Here is a 16,677-nt window from a genome sequence, read left to right on the forward strand (position 1 = left end):
CTTGAGCGCCGGGCGCAGGTAGGCCATGGCCGTGCTCCAGCGCCGGCCCTTGTGCACGGTCATGTCCATGGGGCCAAAGCCCTCTTGCCGGTGGCCGTTCATGTCGGCGGTGTAGCCATAACCGGCCTCCTGCCCGGCCTCGATGAAGGCCTTGTAGAGCGGGTTCTCGCAGGCACCGGTGCGCACCTTCAGCGGCCCGTCCGAGCCCCGGTAATCGTCGCCGCCCTGCTCCCGGGTTTCAGACTTTCGGAAGTACGGCAGGCAGTTGGCATAGCGCCATTCGGGCAGGTCAAACTGTTCGGCCCAGCCGTTGTAGTCCTCCGCGTTGCCGCGGATGTAGACCATGCCGTTGATGCTGCTCGACCCGCCAATGGTCTTGCCGCGCGGGCAGTGGATGCGGCGGTTGTTCATGCCGGGGTCGGCCTCGGCCTCGAACTGCCAGCTGTAGCGCGGGTTGGCCATGGGGTAGGCGAACGCGCTGGGCATGTGGATGAACAGGTTGTGGTCCATCGGGCCGGCCTCGATCACCAGGATCTTCACGTCCAAGTCTTCGCCCAAGCGGTAGGCCAGCGTGCTGCCGGCCGAGCCTGCGCCGATGATGATGTAGTCGAACGCTGCGGCGGGCTGGGTCATGCGAGGCGGTGCGTGCTGCGGTGGAGATGAAGGATCGGAAAGCGGATTTCAGCGGTAGCCGGTGGCCACCTCGCCGAGCTCGACATACACGGTCTTGAGCTGTGTGTAGTGGTCCAGGGCGGCCATGCTGTTCTCGGAGCCGATGCCGGATTCGCCAACGCCCCCGAACGGCATCTCGATGGGCGTGATGTTGTAGTTGTTGATCCAGCAGATGCCGGCCTTGATGCGCGCGGCAACGCGGTGGCCGCGCTGCAGGTCGGTGGTGAACACACCGGCGGCCAGACCAAAGCGCGACTGGTTGGCGCGCGCGATGGCCTCGGCCTCGGTGTCGAAGCTCAGCATGGAGAGCACCGGCCCGAAGATTTCCTCGCGCACGATGCGCATGTCATCCTGGCAGTCGGCAAAGATGGTCGGCGCCACGAACTGGGCGCCCAGGCCCTCGACCGCGACCCGCTCCCCGCCGCAGACCAGCGTCGCGCCCTCGGCCACGCCGCTGGCGATGTACTCCATCACCCGGGCGGTGTGGGCCTCGGAGATCAGGGCGCCGACCTCGGTGGCGGGGTCCATCGGGTCGCCCACACGCAACAGCAGCGTGCGCTCCTTCAGGCGCGCCAGGAACCGGGGCGCAATGCCGCGTTGCACGAACACGCGGGTGCAGTTGGTGCAGACCTCGCCCTGGGTGTAGAAGTTGCCCATCATCGCGGCGGCCACCGCCTGCTCCAGGTCGGCGTCGTCGAACACCAGCAGCGGCGATTTGCCGCCCAGCTCCATCGTCACCCGCTTCAAGGTGCCGGCGGCCGTTTCCATGACCCGTTTGCCCGTGGGCACCGAGCCGGTGACCGAGACCTTGGCCACACCTGGGTGGGCCGCCAGCATGGCACCCACCGCCCCGCGCCCCTGCACCACGTTGAACACCCCAGGCGGCACGCCGGCCTCCAGGTACACCTCGGCCAGCTTGACCGCGGTGGCCGGTGTCAACTCCGAGGGCTTGAAAATCATCGCGTTGCCCGCCGCCAGCGCGGGCGCCGATTTCCAGCAGGCGATCTGGATCGGGTAGTTCCAGGCGCCGATGCCCACGCACACGCCCAGCGGCTCCTTGCGGGTGTAGGCGAACGCGTTTTTCAGGGGGTATTGCTGGCCGGTCAGTGTCGCGGCAGCGCCCGCGAAATACTCGATGCAGTCCGCGCCGCTCATCACGTCCACGACCAAGGCTTCTTGAATCGGTTTGCCGCAGTCCTGCACCTCCAGCGCCGCCAACTCGTGATTGCGCTCGCGCAGGATGTCGGCCGCCCGGCGCAGGATGCGCCCCCGCTCGGTGCCGGTCATGGCCGACCACAACTGGAAGCCCGCCTGCGCGGCCTCCACCGCCCGGTTCACGTCGTCCTGTGTGGCTTCGTGCACGACGGCGTAAGCCCGCCCGGTCGCCGGGTTGACCGACTCAAAAGCCTGCCCCCCGCCGTGGACGGTTTGGCCGTTGATGAAACTGAACAGGGCTGTGGGATTCATGACCATCCTTGCGGGGCCTGGCCCTTGCAGGCCGGGCGCTCGGGGCCGCACACCGGCCACCCCCACACGGATGGAGGCCGGCGGTGCGGGCGGGTTTATTTTGCGAGAGCAGCCTTGACCGCGTCCAGGCCGGGCTTGCCATCGAACGTGGTCACGCCCGCCAGCCACTTGTCCACCGTGCCCGGGTTCTTCTTGAGGTAGGCCCGTGCCGCCGTGTTGGGCTTGACCTTGTTGAGGATGGGGCCCATCACCTCGTTCTCGATGGTGGTGCTGAACTGCAGGTTCTTGAGGAAGGCGTAGACATTGGGGCAGCGCTTCTCATAGGACGGCGGAACCGCGGTGTAGACCTTGGCCTCGCCCAGGTTCGGCCCGAACACATCGTCGCCACCCGCGAGGTAGCTCATCTTCATCTGCACGTTCATCGGGTGCGGCTCCCAGCCCAGGAACACGATGGCCTTCTGCTCCTTGACCGCGCGCTGCGCCGACACCAGCATGCCCGCCTCGCTGGACTCCACCAGCTTGAAGGTCTTCAAACCGAACTTGTTGTCCTTGATCATTCCGGCGATCAGGGCGTTGCCGTCGTTGCCGGGTTCGATCCCGTGGATCTTGCCCCCCAGTTCCTTCTCGAACTTCGCGATGTCGGTGAAGGTCTTGAGACCCTTGTCGTACAGGTAGGTCGGCACCGCCAGCGTGTACTTGGCGCCCACCAGGTTGGGTGTCTCCAGCACCTTGATGTCGCCCGCCTTCACGAACGGCTCGATGACCGGCGTCATGGACGGGTTCCAGTAGCCCAGGAACGCGTCGATCTGTTTTTTCTTCATGCCCGCGAAGACGATGGGCACGGACGCGATGGTGACCTTGGGCTGGTAGCCGAGGCCTTCGAGCACCACCGAGGCCAGCCCCGTGGTGGCCGCGATGTCGCTCCAGCCCACGTCGGCAAAGCTGACGGTCTTGCAAGCGGCGTCTTCGGCGAAGGCTTGCTGCCCCGTCAACAAGCTCACTGCGGCGAATAGTCCTGCTACCTTCATCTGCATGTTTGCTCCAGCTGGAAAAGACGACGCAGGCACCCGGATGGTCGTTGACCAAGCATTGCCGCGTCCGTTGGGAACACACCCCCGTCAAGGGGTGCGGGAAACGTCTGCCGCCACCCCATCAACGGCTTGGAACGGCTTGGTACGCCAGGGCATGATGCGGGGCATCGGCGCCTGGCGATTCGCTGAACACGCCAGTTTCTGGCCTGATTCCGACATGCACCGGGGCCAGCTCTCCGTGAGTCGGCCGTCGCCACCACGAACCGCTGGCGCAAAAAACTCACGGCGGCGCAGTGGCCGCCTGGCGTGAAGACGAGGCGGGGCGAGAGGCCAGGTAGACGCCGGGCATGAGCAACAGGCCACCCCACAGGTGGTGCCAGCCCAGGGATTCACCGAGCAGCCACCAGCCCGCCAACGCCCCATAGAGCGGGCCCAGATAAAGGGTTGCTGCCACCTTGCTGGCGCCCAGCACCTGCTGCGACCAGCCGTACAGGCTGAAGGCCATCAGGCCCGGAACCAGGGCCGCGGTGAGCCCCATCAGCAGGGCCTCGGTGCCGATCACAGGGGCAGAGGCCTGAGACATCTCCCAGGCCGCCCCTGCGGCCAACAATGGCATGGCGCCCCAGGCGGCGGCCGCCAACCGGGCGGCGGCGCCCAACGGACTGCGCCAGGCCTCCAGCAGGAGCGCATAGAGCGCCCAGCAGACCACGCTGGTCAGGATCCAGAGATCCCCTTCAACGAACCGGAACTCGGCAAGGCTCATCCAGTGGCCCTGCACGATGACATGCAACACGCCGGCCAGCGCCAGGGCCAGGCCCGCCCACTGCAGGCCACCCATGCGTTCGCGCAGCCACGCGGCCGAGCTCACGGCGATGAGCGCCGGTGCGGCGGAGTAGATCAGGGCGATGTTGGTGGCGCTGGTCGTGCGACCACCGATGTACACCCAGGCCCCGCAGGCCACCATGCCCAGAAAGCCCAGCACCAGGTACTGGTACCAGTGCCGGGCCAGGTGGCGCCATTCCCGCCGCAGTTCGTCGCGCACCAGCCAGCTCAGCAACACGCCCGCCAATCCCCAGCGCATGAACCCCAGCGTGTAGGGCCCGACAACCCCCGGCGCCACGCGGGCCAGCAGGTTGTTGACCGTCCACAGGAGCGGGATCAGCCAGATGGACCACATGGCGAGCCGGATGTTTGCGTTTGACCGCATGGAACGTGCTTTCAGGAGAAAAGGGGGAGAGGTGAGTGGTGGACAAAGGCCGCCCGAATTGTCTCAGCAGCGTCCAACGCGATCAGCGCACTCCGCGCCGAAGCCACGGCTCCCGAGCCTGTCGGCCTGGCACCTCGGCGGGAAAAAGCGGTTGAAAACCCACCGCCTGCACCGGTCGGCCGCCATGTCGTTTATGAGCAAGTGCGCGTCTGTCATGCACAAGCTGGCGGGGGACCGCGCCACAACAATGAACGCACTCGACAGCACCCCTAGCAGAAAACCAAGTCCTCTTCGCGTAAACCCTTACTCACACCCCAGCCATGAGCAACTTGCACCAGGACGCCATCGTCATCGACGGTCTCATCATCTCGAAGTGGGACCGTTCGGTCTTCGAGGACATGAAAAAGGGCGGCCTCACCGCCGCCAACTGCACCGTCTCGGTGTGGGACGACTTCAAGAGCACGGTGCACAACATCGCCGAGATGAAGAAGTCCATCCGCGAGAACAGCGACCTGCTGTCCCTGGTGCGTTGCACGGCCGACATCGAGCAGGCCAAAAAAGATGGCAAGACCGGGATCATCCTCGGGTTCCAGAACGCACACGCCTTCGAAGACCACCTGGGCTATGTCGAAGCCTTCGCGGACATGGGCGTGCGCGTGGTCCAGCTTTGCTACAACACGCAGAACCTGATCGGCACCGGCTGCTACGAACGCGACGGTGGCCTGTCGGGCTACGGCCGCGAGGTGATTGGCGAGATGAACCGCGTCGGGATCATGGTGGACCTGTCCCACGTCGGTGCCAAGACCTCCGAGGAAGCGATCCTCGAGTCGAAGAAGCCGGTGACCTACAGCCACTGCCTGCCCGCGGGCCTGAAGGAGCACCCGCGCAACAAGAGCGACGAGCAGCTCAAGTTCATCGCCGACCGGGGCGGCTTCATCGGCGTGACCATGTTCCCGCCCTTCCTCCGGCGCGGCATCGAGTCCACCGTGGACGACTACGTGGAAGCCCTCGATTACGTGATCAACCTGGTCGGTGAAGACTGCGTGGGTGTCGGCACCGACCACACGCAGGGCTACGGACAGGAGTTCTTCGACCACATCACTCACGACAAGGGCCGTGGTCGTCGCCTGACCAACTTCGGCACCGTGCAGAACCCGATGGGCATTCGCACCATCGGTGAAATGCCCAACCTGACGGCCGCCATGGAGCGCGCCGGCTGGCCGGCCAGCAAGATCACAAAGGTCATGGGGCGCAACTGGCTCCGTGTTTTTGGTGAAGTGTGGAGTGTGTAGTTCCAGTCGCCCCGCCTCCCAGGCCGTTCTCGCTTTCTTCCAACCAACGCAGGAGTTCCCCATGATGATCAAGTCGCAACATTCGTCCCCCCGTCCCCGCCGCACATTTCTGGCCCAGTCGCTGGGCCTGACCGCACTGGCCGCCACCGGCATGGGTGCCCTGGCGCAAGCCAAGCCCGCGCTCAAGATCGGTTTCGTGGACGGCTGGTCCGACAGCGTGGCGACCACGCACCTGGCCGCGGCCATCATCCGCAGCAAGCTGGGGCACCCGGTGGACCTGGTGCCGCTGGCCGCCGGCATCATGTGGCAAGGCGTGGCGCGCGGTGACCTGGACATGACCCTGTCCGCCTGGTTGCCCGTGACCCACGAAGCCTACCTGGCCAACTTCAAGGACAAGGTGCAGATCATCGGCGCCAACTACCCGGGCGCCAAGATCGGTCTGATCGTGCCGGAGTACGTCAAGGCCAACAGCCTGGCGGACCTGAACAACTTCCGCGCCGACTTCGACAACCGCATCGTCGGCATCGACGCCGGCGCCGGCGTGATGAAGAAGACCGAAGAGGCCATCAAGGCCTACGGTCTGGAGATGCGCCTGCTGCCGAGCTCGGGCCCCGCCATGGCCGCCGAGCTGGACCGCGCCTACCGCGCCAACAAGGCCATCGCCGTGACCGGCTGGATCCCGCACTGGATGTTCGCGAAGTACAAGCTGCGCTTCCTGGCCGACCCCAAGAACATCTACGGCGCCGAAGAACACGTCGACAGCGTGATCAACCCCGGTCTGAACGCCAAGGCCCCGTCGGTCGTGGCCTTCCTCAAGAAGTTCTCCTGGAAGCCCGAGGAAATTGGCGCGGTGATGCTGGCCGTCGAAGGTGGCAGCAAACCCGCCGCCGCCGCCGACAAATGGATGGCCGACAACGCGGCGCGCGTCGCCGAGTGGACCGCCTGAGCGTCCAACTGAATCCAACTTCTAACTAGCAAAGGCTGTGTCGCCATGTTGAAGCAAACCATTTCTTTTCAATGGCTGGCGCCCTGGGCGCTCAGTCTGGGCCTGGTGTTTTCCGCTCAGGCCCAGACAGCGTTGAAACATTGGCCACCTGAGGCTGCGACACAGCTGGAGAGCCTGATCCAGGCCAACGCCAACAAGGGCGCGTTTGCGGTGTTCGACGCCGACAACACCACCTACAACAACGACCTTGAAGAGTCCCTGCTGCCCTATCTGGAAATGAAGGGCATTCTGAGCCGCGACAAGCTCGACCCGGCGTTGAAGCTGATTCCGTTCAAGGACATCGACGGCCACAAGGAAAGCCTGAACAGCTATTACTACCGCCTGTGCGAGATCGACGACCAGGTCTGCTACCCCTGGGTGGCCCAGGTGTTTTCGGGCTACACCTTGCGTGAGCTCAAGGGCTGGGTCGACGACATGCTGGCCGCCGGCACCAGCATTCCCGCGACCTACTACGAAGGCACGGCGGTCAAGACCATCGCCGTCAAGCCACCGAAGTTCTATACCGGCATGCAGGAGCTTTACAACAAGCTCATGGAAAACGGCATCGAGGTCTACGTGGTGAGTGCCGCCAGCGAAGAGCTGGTCCGCATGGTGTTGGCCGACCCGAAGAATGGCTACAACATCAAACCGCAGAACGTCATCGGCGTCGGCATGCAGCTGAAAAACCGCAAGACCGGCGAGCTCACCAACGCGCGCAAATTGATTGCCGCCAAGACCTACGACCCCGCGGCCTTGCTGGACCACGAATTGACTCCCGCGCTGTGGGCACCCATGACCTGGTTCGAAGGCAAGCAGGCCGCCATCTACACCTACATCGACGAATGGAAGAAACCCATTCTGGTGGCCGGAGACACCCCGGTGAGCGACGGCCCCATGCTGTTTCGCGGCACCGATGTGGAGCACGGCGGCTTGCGCGTGTGGGTGAACCGCAAAGACAAATACCTGGTGCAGATCCAGGCCATGCAGAAAAACCATGCCGAAGCCCAAAAGGCCCTGGGCCTGCCAGTCACGGCGGACCGCAACTGGGTGGTGGTCAAGTCGGCGCAGATCCAGTAAGGCCGCGCCTGCGCCATTCCTCAATTCAAAAAAAGTCCCCATGAACCCCCAACTCCCCATTGAAGTCAACGCCGACACAGGCGTCTGGACCACCGACGGCTTGCCGATGATTTATGTGCCGCGGCACTTCTTCGTCAACAACCATGTCGAAACCGAGGCCGTGGTGGGGCGCGAGGTGTATGCGCCGGCGCTCTACAAGGCGGGCCACCGCTCGGCCTACTTCTGGTGCCAGAAAGAGGCCGCCACCCACGGGCTGACCGGCATGGCGGTGTACGAGCACTACCTCAAGCGCCTCTCGCAACGCGGCTGGGGCCTGTTCTCCTTCATCGAGGCCGATGCCACCACGGGCCACGCCCGCATCAAGCTGGAGCACTCGGTGTTCGTGCTGGCGCAGGGCATCGCCGGTGTGCCGGTGGACCACAGCAAGGTCTGCTACCTGTTCGCCGGCTGGTTCTCGGGTGCGATGGACTGGGTGCTGGAGACCGCCGGTTCGGCGGTGCGCACCACGAGTGCGGAAACCCAGTGCGCGGCCGAAGGCCACGGCCACTGCGAGTTCACCGTCCGCCCCCTCTGACACTTTCTGAATAAGCCGTCGCCATGCGCTACCCGCATCTGTTCGAACCCCTGAAGCTCAACCAGGTCCTGCTGCGCAACCGCATCGTGAGCACGGCGCACGCCGAGGTGTACGCCGAAGGCGGCCACCCGACCGAGCGCTACATCCGCTACTACGAAGAGAAGGCCAAGGGCGGCGTCGGCCTGGCCATCTGCGGTGGCTCCAGCCCGGTCTCCCGCGACAGCCCCTGGTCGTGGTGGAACTCGGTCAACCTGGCCACCAACAGCGTGATCGAGCCCCTGGCCAACCTGGCCGAGACCATGCACAAGCATGGCGCCAAGCTGATGATCCAGGCCACCCACATGGGCCGGCGCAACGCCTGGCACGGCTTCGACTGGCCGCACCTGGTCAGCCCCTCGGGCATCCGCGAGCCGGTGCACCGTGGCAACGCCAAGATGATCGAGATCGAAGAGATCCGCCGCATCGTGGCCGACTACGGCCGCGCCGCCAAGCGCGTGAAAGACGCGGGCCTCGACGGCATCGAAATCTCCGCCGCGCACCAGCAGCTGATCGACCAGTTCTGGAGCCCGCGCGTCAACCACCGCACCGACGAGTACGGCGGCAGTCTTGAAAACCGCCTGCGCTTCGGCATGGAGGTGCTGCAGGCCGTGCGCGAACAGGTGGGGGCCGATTTCTGCGTGGGCATGCGCATGTGCGGCGACGAATTCCATGAAGACGGCATCAGCCACGAGATGGCCAAGGAGATCGCCCAGGCCATGTCCGAGAGCGGCCTGATCGACTTCCTGAGCGTTGTGGGCTCGGGCGCCGACACCCACAACACGCTGGCCAACTGCATGCCGCCCATGGCCCTGCCGCCGGAGCCCTTCGTGCACCTGGCCGCCGGCATCAAGTCGGTGTCCAAGGTCCCGGTCATGCATGCGCAGAGCATCCGCGATGCGTCGCAGGCCGAGCGCATCCTGGCCACCGGCATGGTGGACCTGGTGGGCATGACCCGCGCGCAGATCGCCGACCCGCACATGGTCATCAAGATCCGCGACGGCCGCGAAGACCAGATCAAGCAGTGCGTCGGTGCCAACTACTGCATCGACCGCCAGTACAACGGCCTGGACGTGCTGTGCGTGCAGAACGCCGCGACCAGCCGCGAACAGACCATGCCCCACGTGATCGAAAAGACCACGGGCGTGCGCCGCAAGGTGGTGGTCGTCGGCGCCGGCCCGGCGGGGCTCGAGGCGGCCCGCGTGGCCCGCGAGCGCGGGCACGACGTGGTGCTGTTCGAGAAGCACCACGCCGTGGGGGGCCAGGTGAACCTGGCCGCCAAGCCGCCCAAACGCGAACAGATGGCGGGCATCATCCGCTGGTTCGACATGGAAACGGTGCGCCTGGGGGTGGACCGCCGCCTCGGCGTGGCGGCCACGGCCGAGATGATCCGCGCTGAAAAACCGGACATCGTGGTGCTCGCCACGGGCGGCACGCCGCACACCGGCCAGGTGCCCGCCTGGGGCGCGGCCGACGGCCTGTGCGTCAGCGGCTGGGACATCCTCTCGGGCGCGGTGGCGCCGGCCGACAACGTGCTGGTCTACGACAGCATCAGCACGCACGCCGGCACCGGCGTGGCCGACTTCATCGCGTCCCGCGGCAAGCTGGTGGAGATCGTGACGCCCGACGTGAAGGTGGCCGACGACACGGGCGGCACCACCTTCCCGGTCTTCTACCGCCAGCTCTACGCCAACGGCGTGATCCAGACCCCCAATTTCTGGCTGGAGCGCGTGTACCGCGAGGGCGACAAGCTGATCGCGGTGCTGAAGAACGAGTACACCGAGGCGCTGGAAGAGCGCGCGGTCGATCAGGTGGTGATCGAGAACGGCATCCTGCCCAACGAGGGTCTCTACCACCAGTTGAAGCCCCTGTCGCTGAACAAAGGGCAGACCGACATCGACGCCCTCTACGACGCGCTGCCGCAGCCCGGCCTGAGCCTGCAGACCGACGGCGATCAGTTCCTGCTCTACCGCGTCGGCGACTGCGTCTCGATGCACAACATCCACGCCGCGATCTACGACTCGCTGCGCCTCTGTAAGGACTTTTGAGATGTCGCTTGCGCACCTTGTGAGCGCTGTGTTCTGGCTCGCCGTTCTGGGCCTGCTCATCGGCCTGGCCCGGCGCACCGCGATCTGGCGCACCGGGCGGTCGGCGGCCTTTGACCTGGGCGGTCTGCTGCAGATCCCCAAACGCTACTTCGTGGACCTGCACGATGTCGTGGCGCGTGAGCCCTTCGTGGCGCAGGCCCATGTCGGCGTCGCCGGGGGCACGCTGCTGGCGCTGTTCGTCGTGGCGCTGAACTACGGCCTTGGACTGTACTGGCGCAGCCTGGACGTGGTGCTGCTCATCGCCGGCCTGCTGGCCATGGTGGGCGCCGCTGCGATGGCCTGGCGCCGGCGTGCGGCACCCGCGCGCCTGTCACAAGGGGCCTGGAAACGACTGCCCTATTCCCTGCTGGCCTTCGCCGTGGCCGCGACCCTGGTCGGTGTGGTGGCCCTGACCGGCACCGCCCTCGCCCCCTGGCTGGCGGGCCTGATCAGCCTGGCCTTCGCCGCGGGCGTCGCCGAGCTGGCGCTGGGCATCGGCCTTGGCGGCCCCATGAAGCACGCCGTGGCCGGCCTGCTGCACCTCGGCCTGCACCCCCGCCCCGAGCGGTTCGGCGACAAACGCTTCGCCACGGCCCTGAAACCGCTGAAGCTGACCGCCGAGGACATGGGCGTGGGCCAACCCGCGGACTTCGCCTGGAACAAGCTGCTGTCCTTCGACGCTTGTGTGCAGTGCGGCAAGTGCGAAGCCGCCTGCCCCGCGTTTGCCGCCGGCCAACCCTTGAACCCCAAAAAGCTGATCCAGGACCTGGTGGTCGGCATGAGCGGCCGCACGGACGCCGCCTACGCCGGCAGCCCCTACCCCGGCCAGCCGGTGGGCCAGCACGGCGGCGCACCCCATCTCCCCATCGTCAACGGCCTGATCAACGCCGACACGCTGTGGTCCTGCACCACCTGCCGCGCCTGCGTGCAGGAGTGCCCGATGCTGATCGAGCACGTGGACGCCATCGTGGACATGCGCCGCCACATCACCCTGGTGCGTGGCGAGGTGCCCAACAAGGGCATGGAAGCGCTGGAACAGCTGCGCGAGACCGACACCGTGGGCGGCTTCCCGCTCGGCGCGCGCCACCACTGGGCCGCCGACCTGAACGTGCCGGTGCTGACCCCTGTCGAGCAGACCGACTGGCTGGTGCTGGTGGGTGAAGGTGGGTTTGACATGCGCTACCAGCGCAGCTTGCGGGCCTTCGTCAAGACGCTGCAGAAGGCCGACCTGAGGTTCGCGCTGCTCGGTGCGGCGGAAACCGACTGCGGCGACCTGGCACGTCGGCTGGGCGACGAGGCGGGCTTCCAGCGGCTGTCCCTGCAGCTGATCGCCACCCTGAAGGCGCACAGCTTCCAGCACATCGTCACGCCCGACCCGCACATCTTCCATTCACTGAAGAACGAGTACCCCGCCATGGGTGGAACGTACGACGTGTGGCACCACACCCAGCTGCTGGCCGACCTGCTGGCCAAGGGCACCATCACGCCCACCAAGGCGCCCGGCCAGGACGTGGTGACCTACCACGACCCGTGTTACCTCGGCCGCTACGGCCGCGAAGTGGATGCCCCTCGCCAACTGCTCAAGGGCATCGGTATCAAGGTGGTCGAGATGGAGCGCCATGCCGAGCGCGGCCGCTGCTGCGGCGGCGGTGGCGGCGCGCCGTTCACCGACATCCCGGGCGAAACGCGCATCCCCGACATCCGCATCGCCGACGCCCGGCAGACCGGCGCCACCGTGGTGGCCGTCGCCTGCCCCAACTGCACCGCCATGCTCGAAGGCGTGGTCGGCCCGCGCCCCGAGGTGCTGGACATCGCCGAGCTCGTGGCCCGCGCACTGGAGGTGGCATGAACCATCCAACCACGGCACTGCGCCGCGTTGATCCGCGCCGCCCGGCCATCATCACGCCGCAAGGCCTGCGCCGCATCGTGCTGGGCAGCAGCGAAGGCGAACGCCTGGTCACCAGCGCAGCGCATGCGCCGCTGGCCAAGCCGGTGCGCAGCGCCGGCCCCTTCAGCGAAGTCACCCTGGTGGTGACCCACTCGGACCGGGGCGCGCTGACCGATCTGGCGCACCAGGCGATCGCTGCCGCGGCCATCCTGGCAGCGCCCCACACCGAGGTGGTGCTGGCGGTGCTGGGCCCTTGCCACGACGACGTCGCGGCACTGGGCGTGGACCGCGTCGTGGTCGCCGACGGATTTGATGCCAACCAATATCAGCCCAGCGCGTGTGTTCAGTGGTTGCAGGATCTCTCGGCCCGCCTGGCGCCACGGCGCTGGTTCTTTGCCGACCGCGGCGCCGATGGCCAGCTGGGCCGCCGGTTCGCGGCCCAGGCCGGCCTGCGCTGCGCCTGCGGCGTCGCGGAGCTGGACGCCGACAGCCTGCGCATTCCGGCGCGCACGGGCCAGGACCGACTGCTGCCGCACGCCGACGTGATGCTGCTGGCCAAGGGCGTGGCCAGCACCGCGCTGCCCTTCGTGGGACAGGGTGTGCGCGACGAGGCGCCCCGCTGGCCCGTGGTGAGCGAACGCGGCGTCGAAGACCTGGGCGTGGTCACCGGCGACCCCGCCACGATGGCCCTGGAGGAAGCGGACTTCATCCTGGCCGCCGGCAACGGGGTGAACGACCTGCCCCTGTTCCACACGCTGGCCCAGGAAGTCGGGGCCGCCGTCGGCGCGTCCCGCGTGGCCGTGGACGACGGCCGCTTCGTGCGCGCCCAGCAGATCGGCGCCACGGGCAAGACGGTCACCGCGTCGGGCTACCTCGCTCTCGGCATCTCGGGCGCCGTGCAACACCTGCAGGGCATCAAGGACTGCCGCCATGTGATCGCGGTGAACCTGGACGCGTCCGCGCCCATCGCGCGCCGCGCCAACCTGACGGTGGTCGAAGACAGCCGGTCCCTGATGCAGGCCCTGCTCGAACTGGTGCGACAGCACAAGGAGGCACCATGAGCTCGCACCGTAGCCCGCAGGACGAAGGTAATCCAGTGAACAAGATCACGGTATTGGTCGCGGCGCGCGAGCACCCCGTCAGTGGCCGGCCTGTGCGCAGCCGGGCCGACGCCATCGCGGCGTCGCTGGCCCTGGGCCTGTCGGACCAGGCCCGGCTGCTCTCGGTCGGCACCCTGCCGGACAGCGTGGCGCGGGACTACCTGGCCCTGGGCGCTTCCCGCGTCGAGGTGCTGGCGTGCGCAGCCGGCACCGATGCCACCGCCGCCTTGAAGACCGAGCTGCAGTCCGTGGCCTGGGTGCTGACCGGCACCCGGCAAGCGCCCGAACACGGCGAAGGGTTCTTGCCCTTTGCGCTGGGTGCGGCGCTGGACCGGCCCGTGATCACCGACGTGCTGGCGGTCCAGCCCGACGGGGACACCTGGATCGTGACCCAGGCCCTGCCCAGGGGCGCCCGGCGAAAGCTTCGCGTGCACTCGCCGGCCGTGCTGGCGGTGAGCGCCGCCGCGCCGCAGCTGCTGCGCCATTCCCTGGCCAGCGCGCTGGCCGGGCACATCGTGCGCCAGCCCCTGTCTGCCGCACAGACCACCGCGTTCGCGGAAGGCCCGCTGGTGCCGGGCCACAAGCGCCGAAAAGTGCTGGAAGCGCGCAGCCAGAAAAGTGGGCATGACCGCATGCTGGGCGCCATCGAATCGGCGTCGACCGGCGGCACGGTGCTGCAAACCGGCGACACGCGCAGCAAGGCACAAGCGGTGCTGGACTACCTGCGCACCCATTCTCTCGTTCACTTCTGAAGGGACCCCCTCATGACAAAAACCATCTCTGCCCAGACGCTGCTCACCCGCGAGCTGCTGGACCGTCGCCGCCCCGGATACAGCCTGGAGGCGCCCTTCTACCTCAGCGAAACGGTGCTGCAGGCCGACATGGAACACATCTTCGGCAAGCACTGGCTGTTCGTCGCCGTCGAGCCGCAGATCCCCGAGCCCGGCGACTACGTGGCCATTGAATTTGGCAGCAAGTCCATCCTCATCGTGCGCGACGACGACATGGGGGTGCGGGCCTTTCACAACGTCTGCCGGCACCGTGGTTCGCGGCTGTGCAACAGCCACCAGGGCCAGCTGGGCAACATCGTCTGCCCCTACCACCAGTGGACCTACGACCTGACCGGCAAGCTGATCCACGCCAAGCACATGGGCGCCGACTTCGACCCGTCTGAAATGAGCCTCAAGAGCGTGCACGTGCGCACCCTGTCGGGCCTGATCTTCATCTGCATGGCCGACGAACCCCCGGAAGACTTCGAGCAGATGGTGGCGGAGATGACGCCCTACCTGGAACCGCACCGCCTGCAGGACTGCAAGGTGGCCGCGCAGGTGGACATCATCGAAGACTGCAACTGGAAGCTCACCATGGAGAACAACCGGGAGTGCTACCACTGCGTGAGCAACCACCCCGAGCTGACCGTCTCCCTCTACGAATACGGTTTCGGCTACAAGCCGGACGAGCACAACGCGGCCGAACAGCAGCGCTTCATCGACATCACGGCCGCCAACCACGCGCGCTGGGAGAGCATGGGTCTGCCATCGGCCGAGATCGACACGCTGGACGATCGGATCACCGGCTACCGCACGCAGCGGCTGCCACTGGACCGTGCGGGTCAGTCACAGACCATGAACACCGAGGTGGCGTCGAAAAAGCTGCTCGCCGATTTCGTCGACCCCGCGCTGGGTGGGCTGTCTTTCTGGACCCAGCCCAACTCCTGGCACCACTTCATGAGCGACCACATCGTCAGCTTCTCCGTGCTGCCGATCTCGGCCACCAAGACCCTGGTGCGCACCACCTGGTGCGTGCACAAGGATGCGGTGGAAGGTGTGGACTACACGGTCGAGAACCTCACCGCCGTCTGGAACGCCACCAACGCGCAGGACCGCCGCCTGGTCGAAGAGTCGCAGATCGGCATTGCCACCGGTGCCTACCAGCCCGGCCCCTACTCCCCCTACACCGAAGGCCTGGTCGAAAAGTTCTGCAGCTGGTACGTCAACCGCCTGAACGCCCACTCGCGCTGACCGCCCGACCACTCAACACGCCATCCATCACGCGCCCGCATCCTCGCCATGGTCACCCCCTCTCACGCACACGACCTTGCCGCACCGCCCCCGGCGGTGTGGAACTCTGACCAAGACGACGCGCTGCGTTGCGTGCAGGTTCGCCAGGAAACACACGACGTCAAAACCTTCGTGCTGGCCGCCGGCGGTCCCCGCCACTTCCGCTACCTGCCGGGGCAGTTCATCACCCTCGAACTGGACATCGGCGGGCGCAAGCTCAACCGCTGTTACACACTGTCGAGCACCCCCACCCGCCCCGACCTGGTGAGCATCACCGTCAAGCGCGTGCCCGGTGGTCCGGTGTCCAACTGGTTGCACGACCACCTGTCCGTCGGCATGACCCTGGGCGCGATCGGGCCTTCCGGTGAGTTCAGCTGCTTCCACCACGCGCCCGCACCGCGTTACCTCTTTCTCTCGGGTGGCAGCGGCATCACACCGCTGATGTCGATGACGCGCGCGCTGCACGACCTCGGCAGCGAAGCCGACATCGTGTTCACCCATTGCGCCCGCTCGCCGGTCGATCTGATCTTCCCCGAAGAGCTCACGCTGATGGCGCGCAACATGGCCAAGCTCCGGCTGGCCATGGTGTGCGAGCAGCATGCCCCGGGCAGCGCGTACGCCGGGCACCTCGGCCGCATGGACGCGGCGCGCCTGGCCCACATCGCGCCCGACTTCATGGCACGCGACATCTACACCTGCGGACCGGCGCCGTTCATGGCCGCGATCCGCCAGCTCCTGTCGGTCGCGAGCTACGACATGGCGCGCTACCGGGAAGAGAGTTTCTCGTTCGCCGCGCCAGCGGAGCCCGAGCCGGCACCACTGGTCGACGGCGCATCGGCTGCGCACAGCATCGTGTTGCAGACCAGCGGCCAGAGCTTCTCGTGCCGCAGCGACCAGACGCTGCTGCAAGCGGCGCAGGCGGCGGGCCTGCGCCTGCCCTCCTCCTGCAGCAACGGAGTGTGCGGCACCTGCAAGACGCGCAAGACATCTGGCGAGGTCGAGATGAAACACAACGGCGGCATCCGCCCGCGCGAAATCGCTCAGGGCTGGATCCTGCCCTGCTGCAGCAAACCACTCAGCGACATCGCACTGGAACGGTGAGCGACGCACCGATACGCACTGCTTCCGCCCCCTCCACACCCCTCAGCCAATGAATCTGCACATGCACACGTCACTGGGGCTTGTCCCATGCCCAAAACCC

The 16,677-nt window shown here is 66.7% G+C and carries 14 protein-coding genes; 10 read left to right on the plus strand and 4 right to left on the minus strand.

The features are described 5' to 3' along the window. The 4 genes from B0E41_RS12290 to B0E41_RS12305 all read right to left on the minus strand — a co-directional run. Positions 1-633, minus strand: a 633-nt coding sequence (locus tag B0E41_RS12290; RefSeq protein ID WP_171984744.1) for a GMC family oxidoreductase N-terminal domain-containing protein, incomplete at its 3' end; no start/stop codon positions are given. A 48-nt stretch (positions 634-681) separates the two neighbouring features. Further along, on the minus strand, positions 682-2,139 hold the full coding sequence (betB, locus tag B0E41_RS12295; protein WP_077331528.1) for a betaine-aldehyde dehydrogenase: 1,458 nt from the start codon (positions 2,137-2,139) through the stop codon (positions 682-684). A gap of 95 nt (positions 2,140-2,234) precedes the next feature. Beyond that, entirely contained in the window at positions 2,235-3,167 is a 933-nt protein-coding gene (locus tag B0E41_RS12300; RefSeq protein ID WP_253194814.1) for a choline ABC transporter substrate-binding protein, read from the minus strand. 283 nt (positions 3,168-3,450) lie between these two features. Beyond that, the gene (locus B0E41_RS12305; RefSeq protein ID WP_077331445.1) at positions 3,451-4,377 is read right to left on the minus strand and encodes a DMT family transporter; all 927 of its coding nucleotides are present in this window, start codon (positions 4,375-4,377) and stop codon (positions 3,451-3,453) included. 320 nt (positions 4,378-4,697) lie between these two features. Between B0E41_RS12305 and B0E41_RS12310 the strand changes: the two genes are divergently transcribed. From B0E41_RS12310 to B0E41_RS12355, 10 genes are all read left to right on the plus strand, one after another. Continuing rightward, on the plus strand, positions 4,698-5,669 hold the full coding sequence (locus B0E41_RS12310) for a dipeptidase (RefSeq protein ID WP_077331446.1): 972 nt from the start codon (positions 4,698-4,700) through the stop codon (positions 5,667-5,669). A gap of 151 nt (positions 5,670-5,820) precedes the next feature. Beyond that, positions 5,821-6,615 (plus strand): glycine betaine ABC transporter substrate-binding protein, encoded by a 795-nt coding sequence (locus tag B0E41_RS12315; protein ID WP_253194816.1) that lies wholly within the window; start codon positions 5,821-5,823, stop codon positions 6,613-6,615. Positions 6,616-6,660: 45 nt separating this feature from the next. Beyond that, positions 6,661-7,731 (plus strand): haloacid dehalogenase-like hydrolase, encoded by a 1,071-nt coding sequence (locus B0E41_RS12320; protein ID WP_077331447.1) that lies wholly within the window; start codon positions 6,661-6,663, stop codon positions 7,729-7,731. Positions 7,732-7,771: 40 nt separating this feature from the next. Continuing rightward, the gene (locus tag B0E41_RS12325) at positions 7,772-8,305 is read left to right on the plus strand and encodes a DUF5943 domain-containing protein (RefSeq protein WP_077331448.1); all 534 of its coding nucleotides are present in this window, start codon (positions 7,772-7,774) and stop codon (positions 8,303-8,305) included. 23 nt (positions 8,306-8,328) lie between these two features. Beyond that, entirely contained in the window at positions 8,329-10,389 is a 2,061-nt protein-coding gene (locus tag B0E41_RS12330) for an NADH:flavin oxidoreductase (RefSeq protein WP_077331449.1), read from the plus strand. A gap of 1 nt (position 10,390) precedes the next feature. Continuing rightward, positions 10,391-12,277 carry a (Fe-S)-binding protein gene (locus tag B0E41_RS12335; protein WP_077331450.1) on the plus strand — a complete coding sequence of 629 codons (1,887 nt, stop codon included), beginning with the start codon at positions 10,391-10,393 and terminating at the stop codon, positions 12,275-12,277. After that, entirely contained in the window at positions 12,274-13,377 is a 1,104-nt protein-coding gene (locus B0E41_RS12340; protein WP_077331451.1) for an electron transfer flavoprotein subunit alpha/FixB family protein, read from the plus strand. Before B0E41_RS12335 ends, B0E41_RS12340 begins: the two co-directional genes overlap by 4 nt. Then, positions 13,374-14,168 carry a hypothetical protein gene (locus B0E41_RS12345; protein WP_077331452.1) on the plus strand — a complete coding sequence of 265 codons (795 nt, stop codon included), beginning with the start codon at positions 13,374-13,376 and terminating at the stop codon, positions 14,166-14,168. The genes B0E41_RS12340 and B0E41_RS12345 overlap by 4 nt, the downstream gene beginning before the upstream one ends. Positions 14,169-14,180: 12 nt before the next feature. Continuing rightward, positions 14,181-15,437, plus strand: a complete 1,257-nt coding sequence (locus tag B0E41_RS12350; protein WP_077331453.1) for an aromatic ring-hydroxylating dioxygenase subunit alpha — start codon at positions 14,181-14,183, stop codon at positions 15,435-15,437. 48 nt (positions 15,438-15,485) lie between these two features. After that, positions 15,486-16,577: a hybrid-cluster NAD(P)-dependent oxidoreductase gene (locus B0E41_RS12355; protein ID WP_077331454.1), complete on the plus strand. Its 1,092-nt coding sequence runs from the start codon at positions 15,486-15,488 to the stop codon at positions 16,575-16,577. The last annotated feature ends 100 nt before the right edge of the window (positions 16,578-16,677 follow it).

This window comes from Hydrogenophaga sp. A37 (assembly GCF_002001205.1).
Taxonomy (GTDB): domain Bacteria; phylum Pseudomonadota; class Gammaproteobacteria; order Burkholderiales; family Burkholderiaceae_C; genus Hydrogenophaga.

Coding starts and splice junctions, on each gene's coding strand:
- B0E41_RS12320 (WP_077331447.1), top strand. CDS start 6,661: ATGTTGAAGCAAACCATTTCTTTTCAATGGCTGGCGCCCTGGGCGCTC.
- B0E41_RS12315 (WP_253194816.1), top strand. CDS start 5,821: ATGGGTGCCCTGGCGCAAGCCAAGCCCGCGCTCAAGATCGGTTTCGTG.
- B0E41_RS12330 (WP_077331449.1), top strand. CDS start 8,329: ATGCGCTACCCGCATCTGTTCGAACCCCTGAAGCTCAACCAGGTCCTG.
- B0E41_RS12340 (WP_077331451.1), top strand. CDS start 12,274: ATGAACCATCCAACCACGGCACTGCGCCGCGTTGATCCGCGCCGCCCG.
- B0E41_RS12345 (WP_077331452.1), top strand. CDS start 13,374: ATGAGCTCGCACCGTAGCCCGCAGGACGAAGGTAATCCAGTGAACAAG.
- B0E41_RS12300 (WP_253194814.1), bottom strand. CDS start 3,167: ATGAAGGTAGCAGGACTATTCGCCGCAGTGAGCTTGTTGACGGGGCAG.
- B0E41_RS12305 (WP_077331445.1), bottom strand. CDS start 4,377: ATGCGGTCAAACGCAAACATCCGGCTCGCCATGTGGTCCATCTGGCTG.
- B0E41_RS12355 (WP_077331454.1), top strand. CDS start 15,486: ATGGTCACCCCCTCTCACGCACACGACCTTGCCGCACCGCCCCCGGCG.
- B0E41_RS12350 (WP_077331453.1), top strand. CDS start 14,181: ATGACAAAAACCATCTCTGCCCAGACGCTGCTCACCCGCGAGCTGCTG.
- B0E41_RS12335 (WP_077331450.1), top strand. CDS start 10,391: ATGTCGCTTGCGCACCTTGTGAGCGCTGTGTTCTGGCTCGCCGTTCTG.
- betB (WP_077331528.1), bottom strand. CDS start 2,139: ATGAATCCCACAGCCCTGTTCAGTTTCATCAACGGCCAAACCGTCCAC.
- B0E41_RS12310 (WP_077331446.1), top strand. CDS start 4,698: ATGAGCAACTTGCACCAGGACGCCATCGTCATCGACGGTCTCATCATC.
- B0E41_RS12325 (WP_077331448.1), top strand. CDS start 7,772: ATGAACCCCCAACTCCCCATTGAAGTCAACGCCGACACAGGCGTCTGG.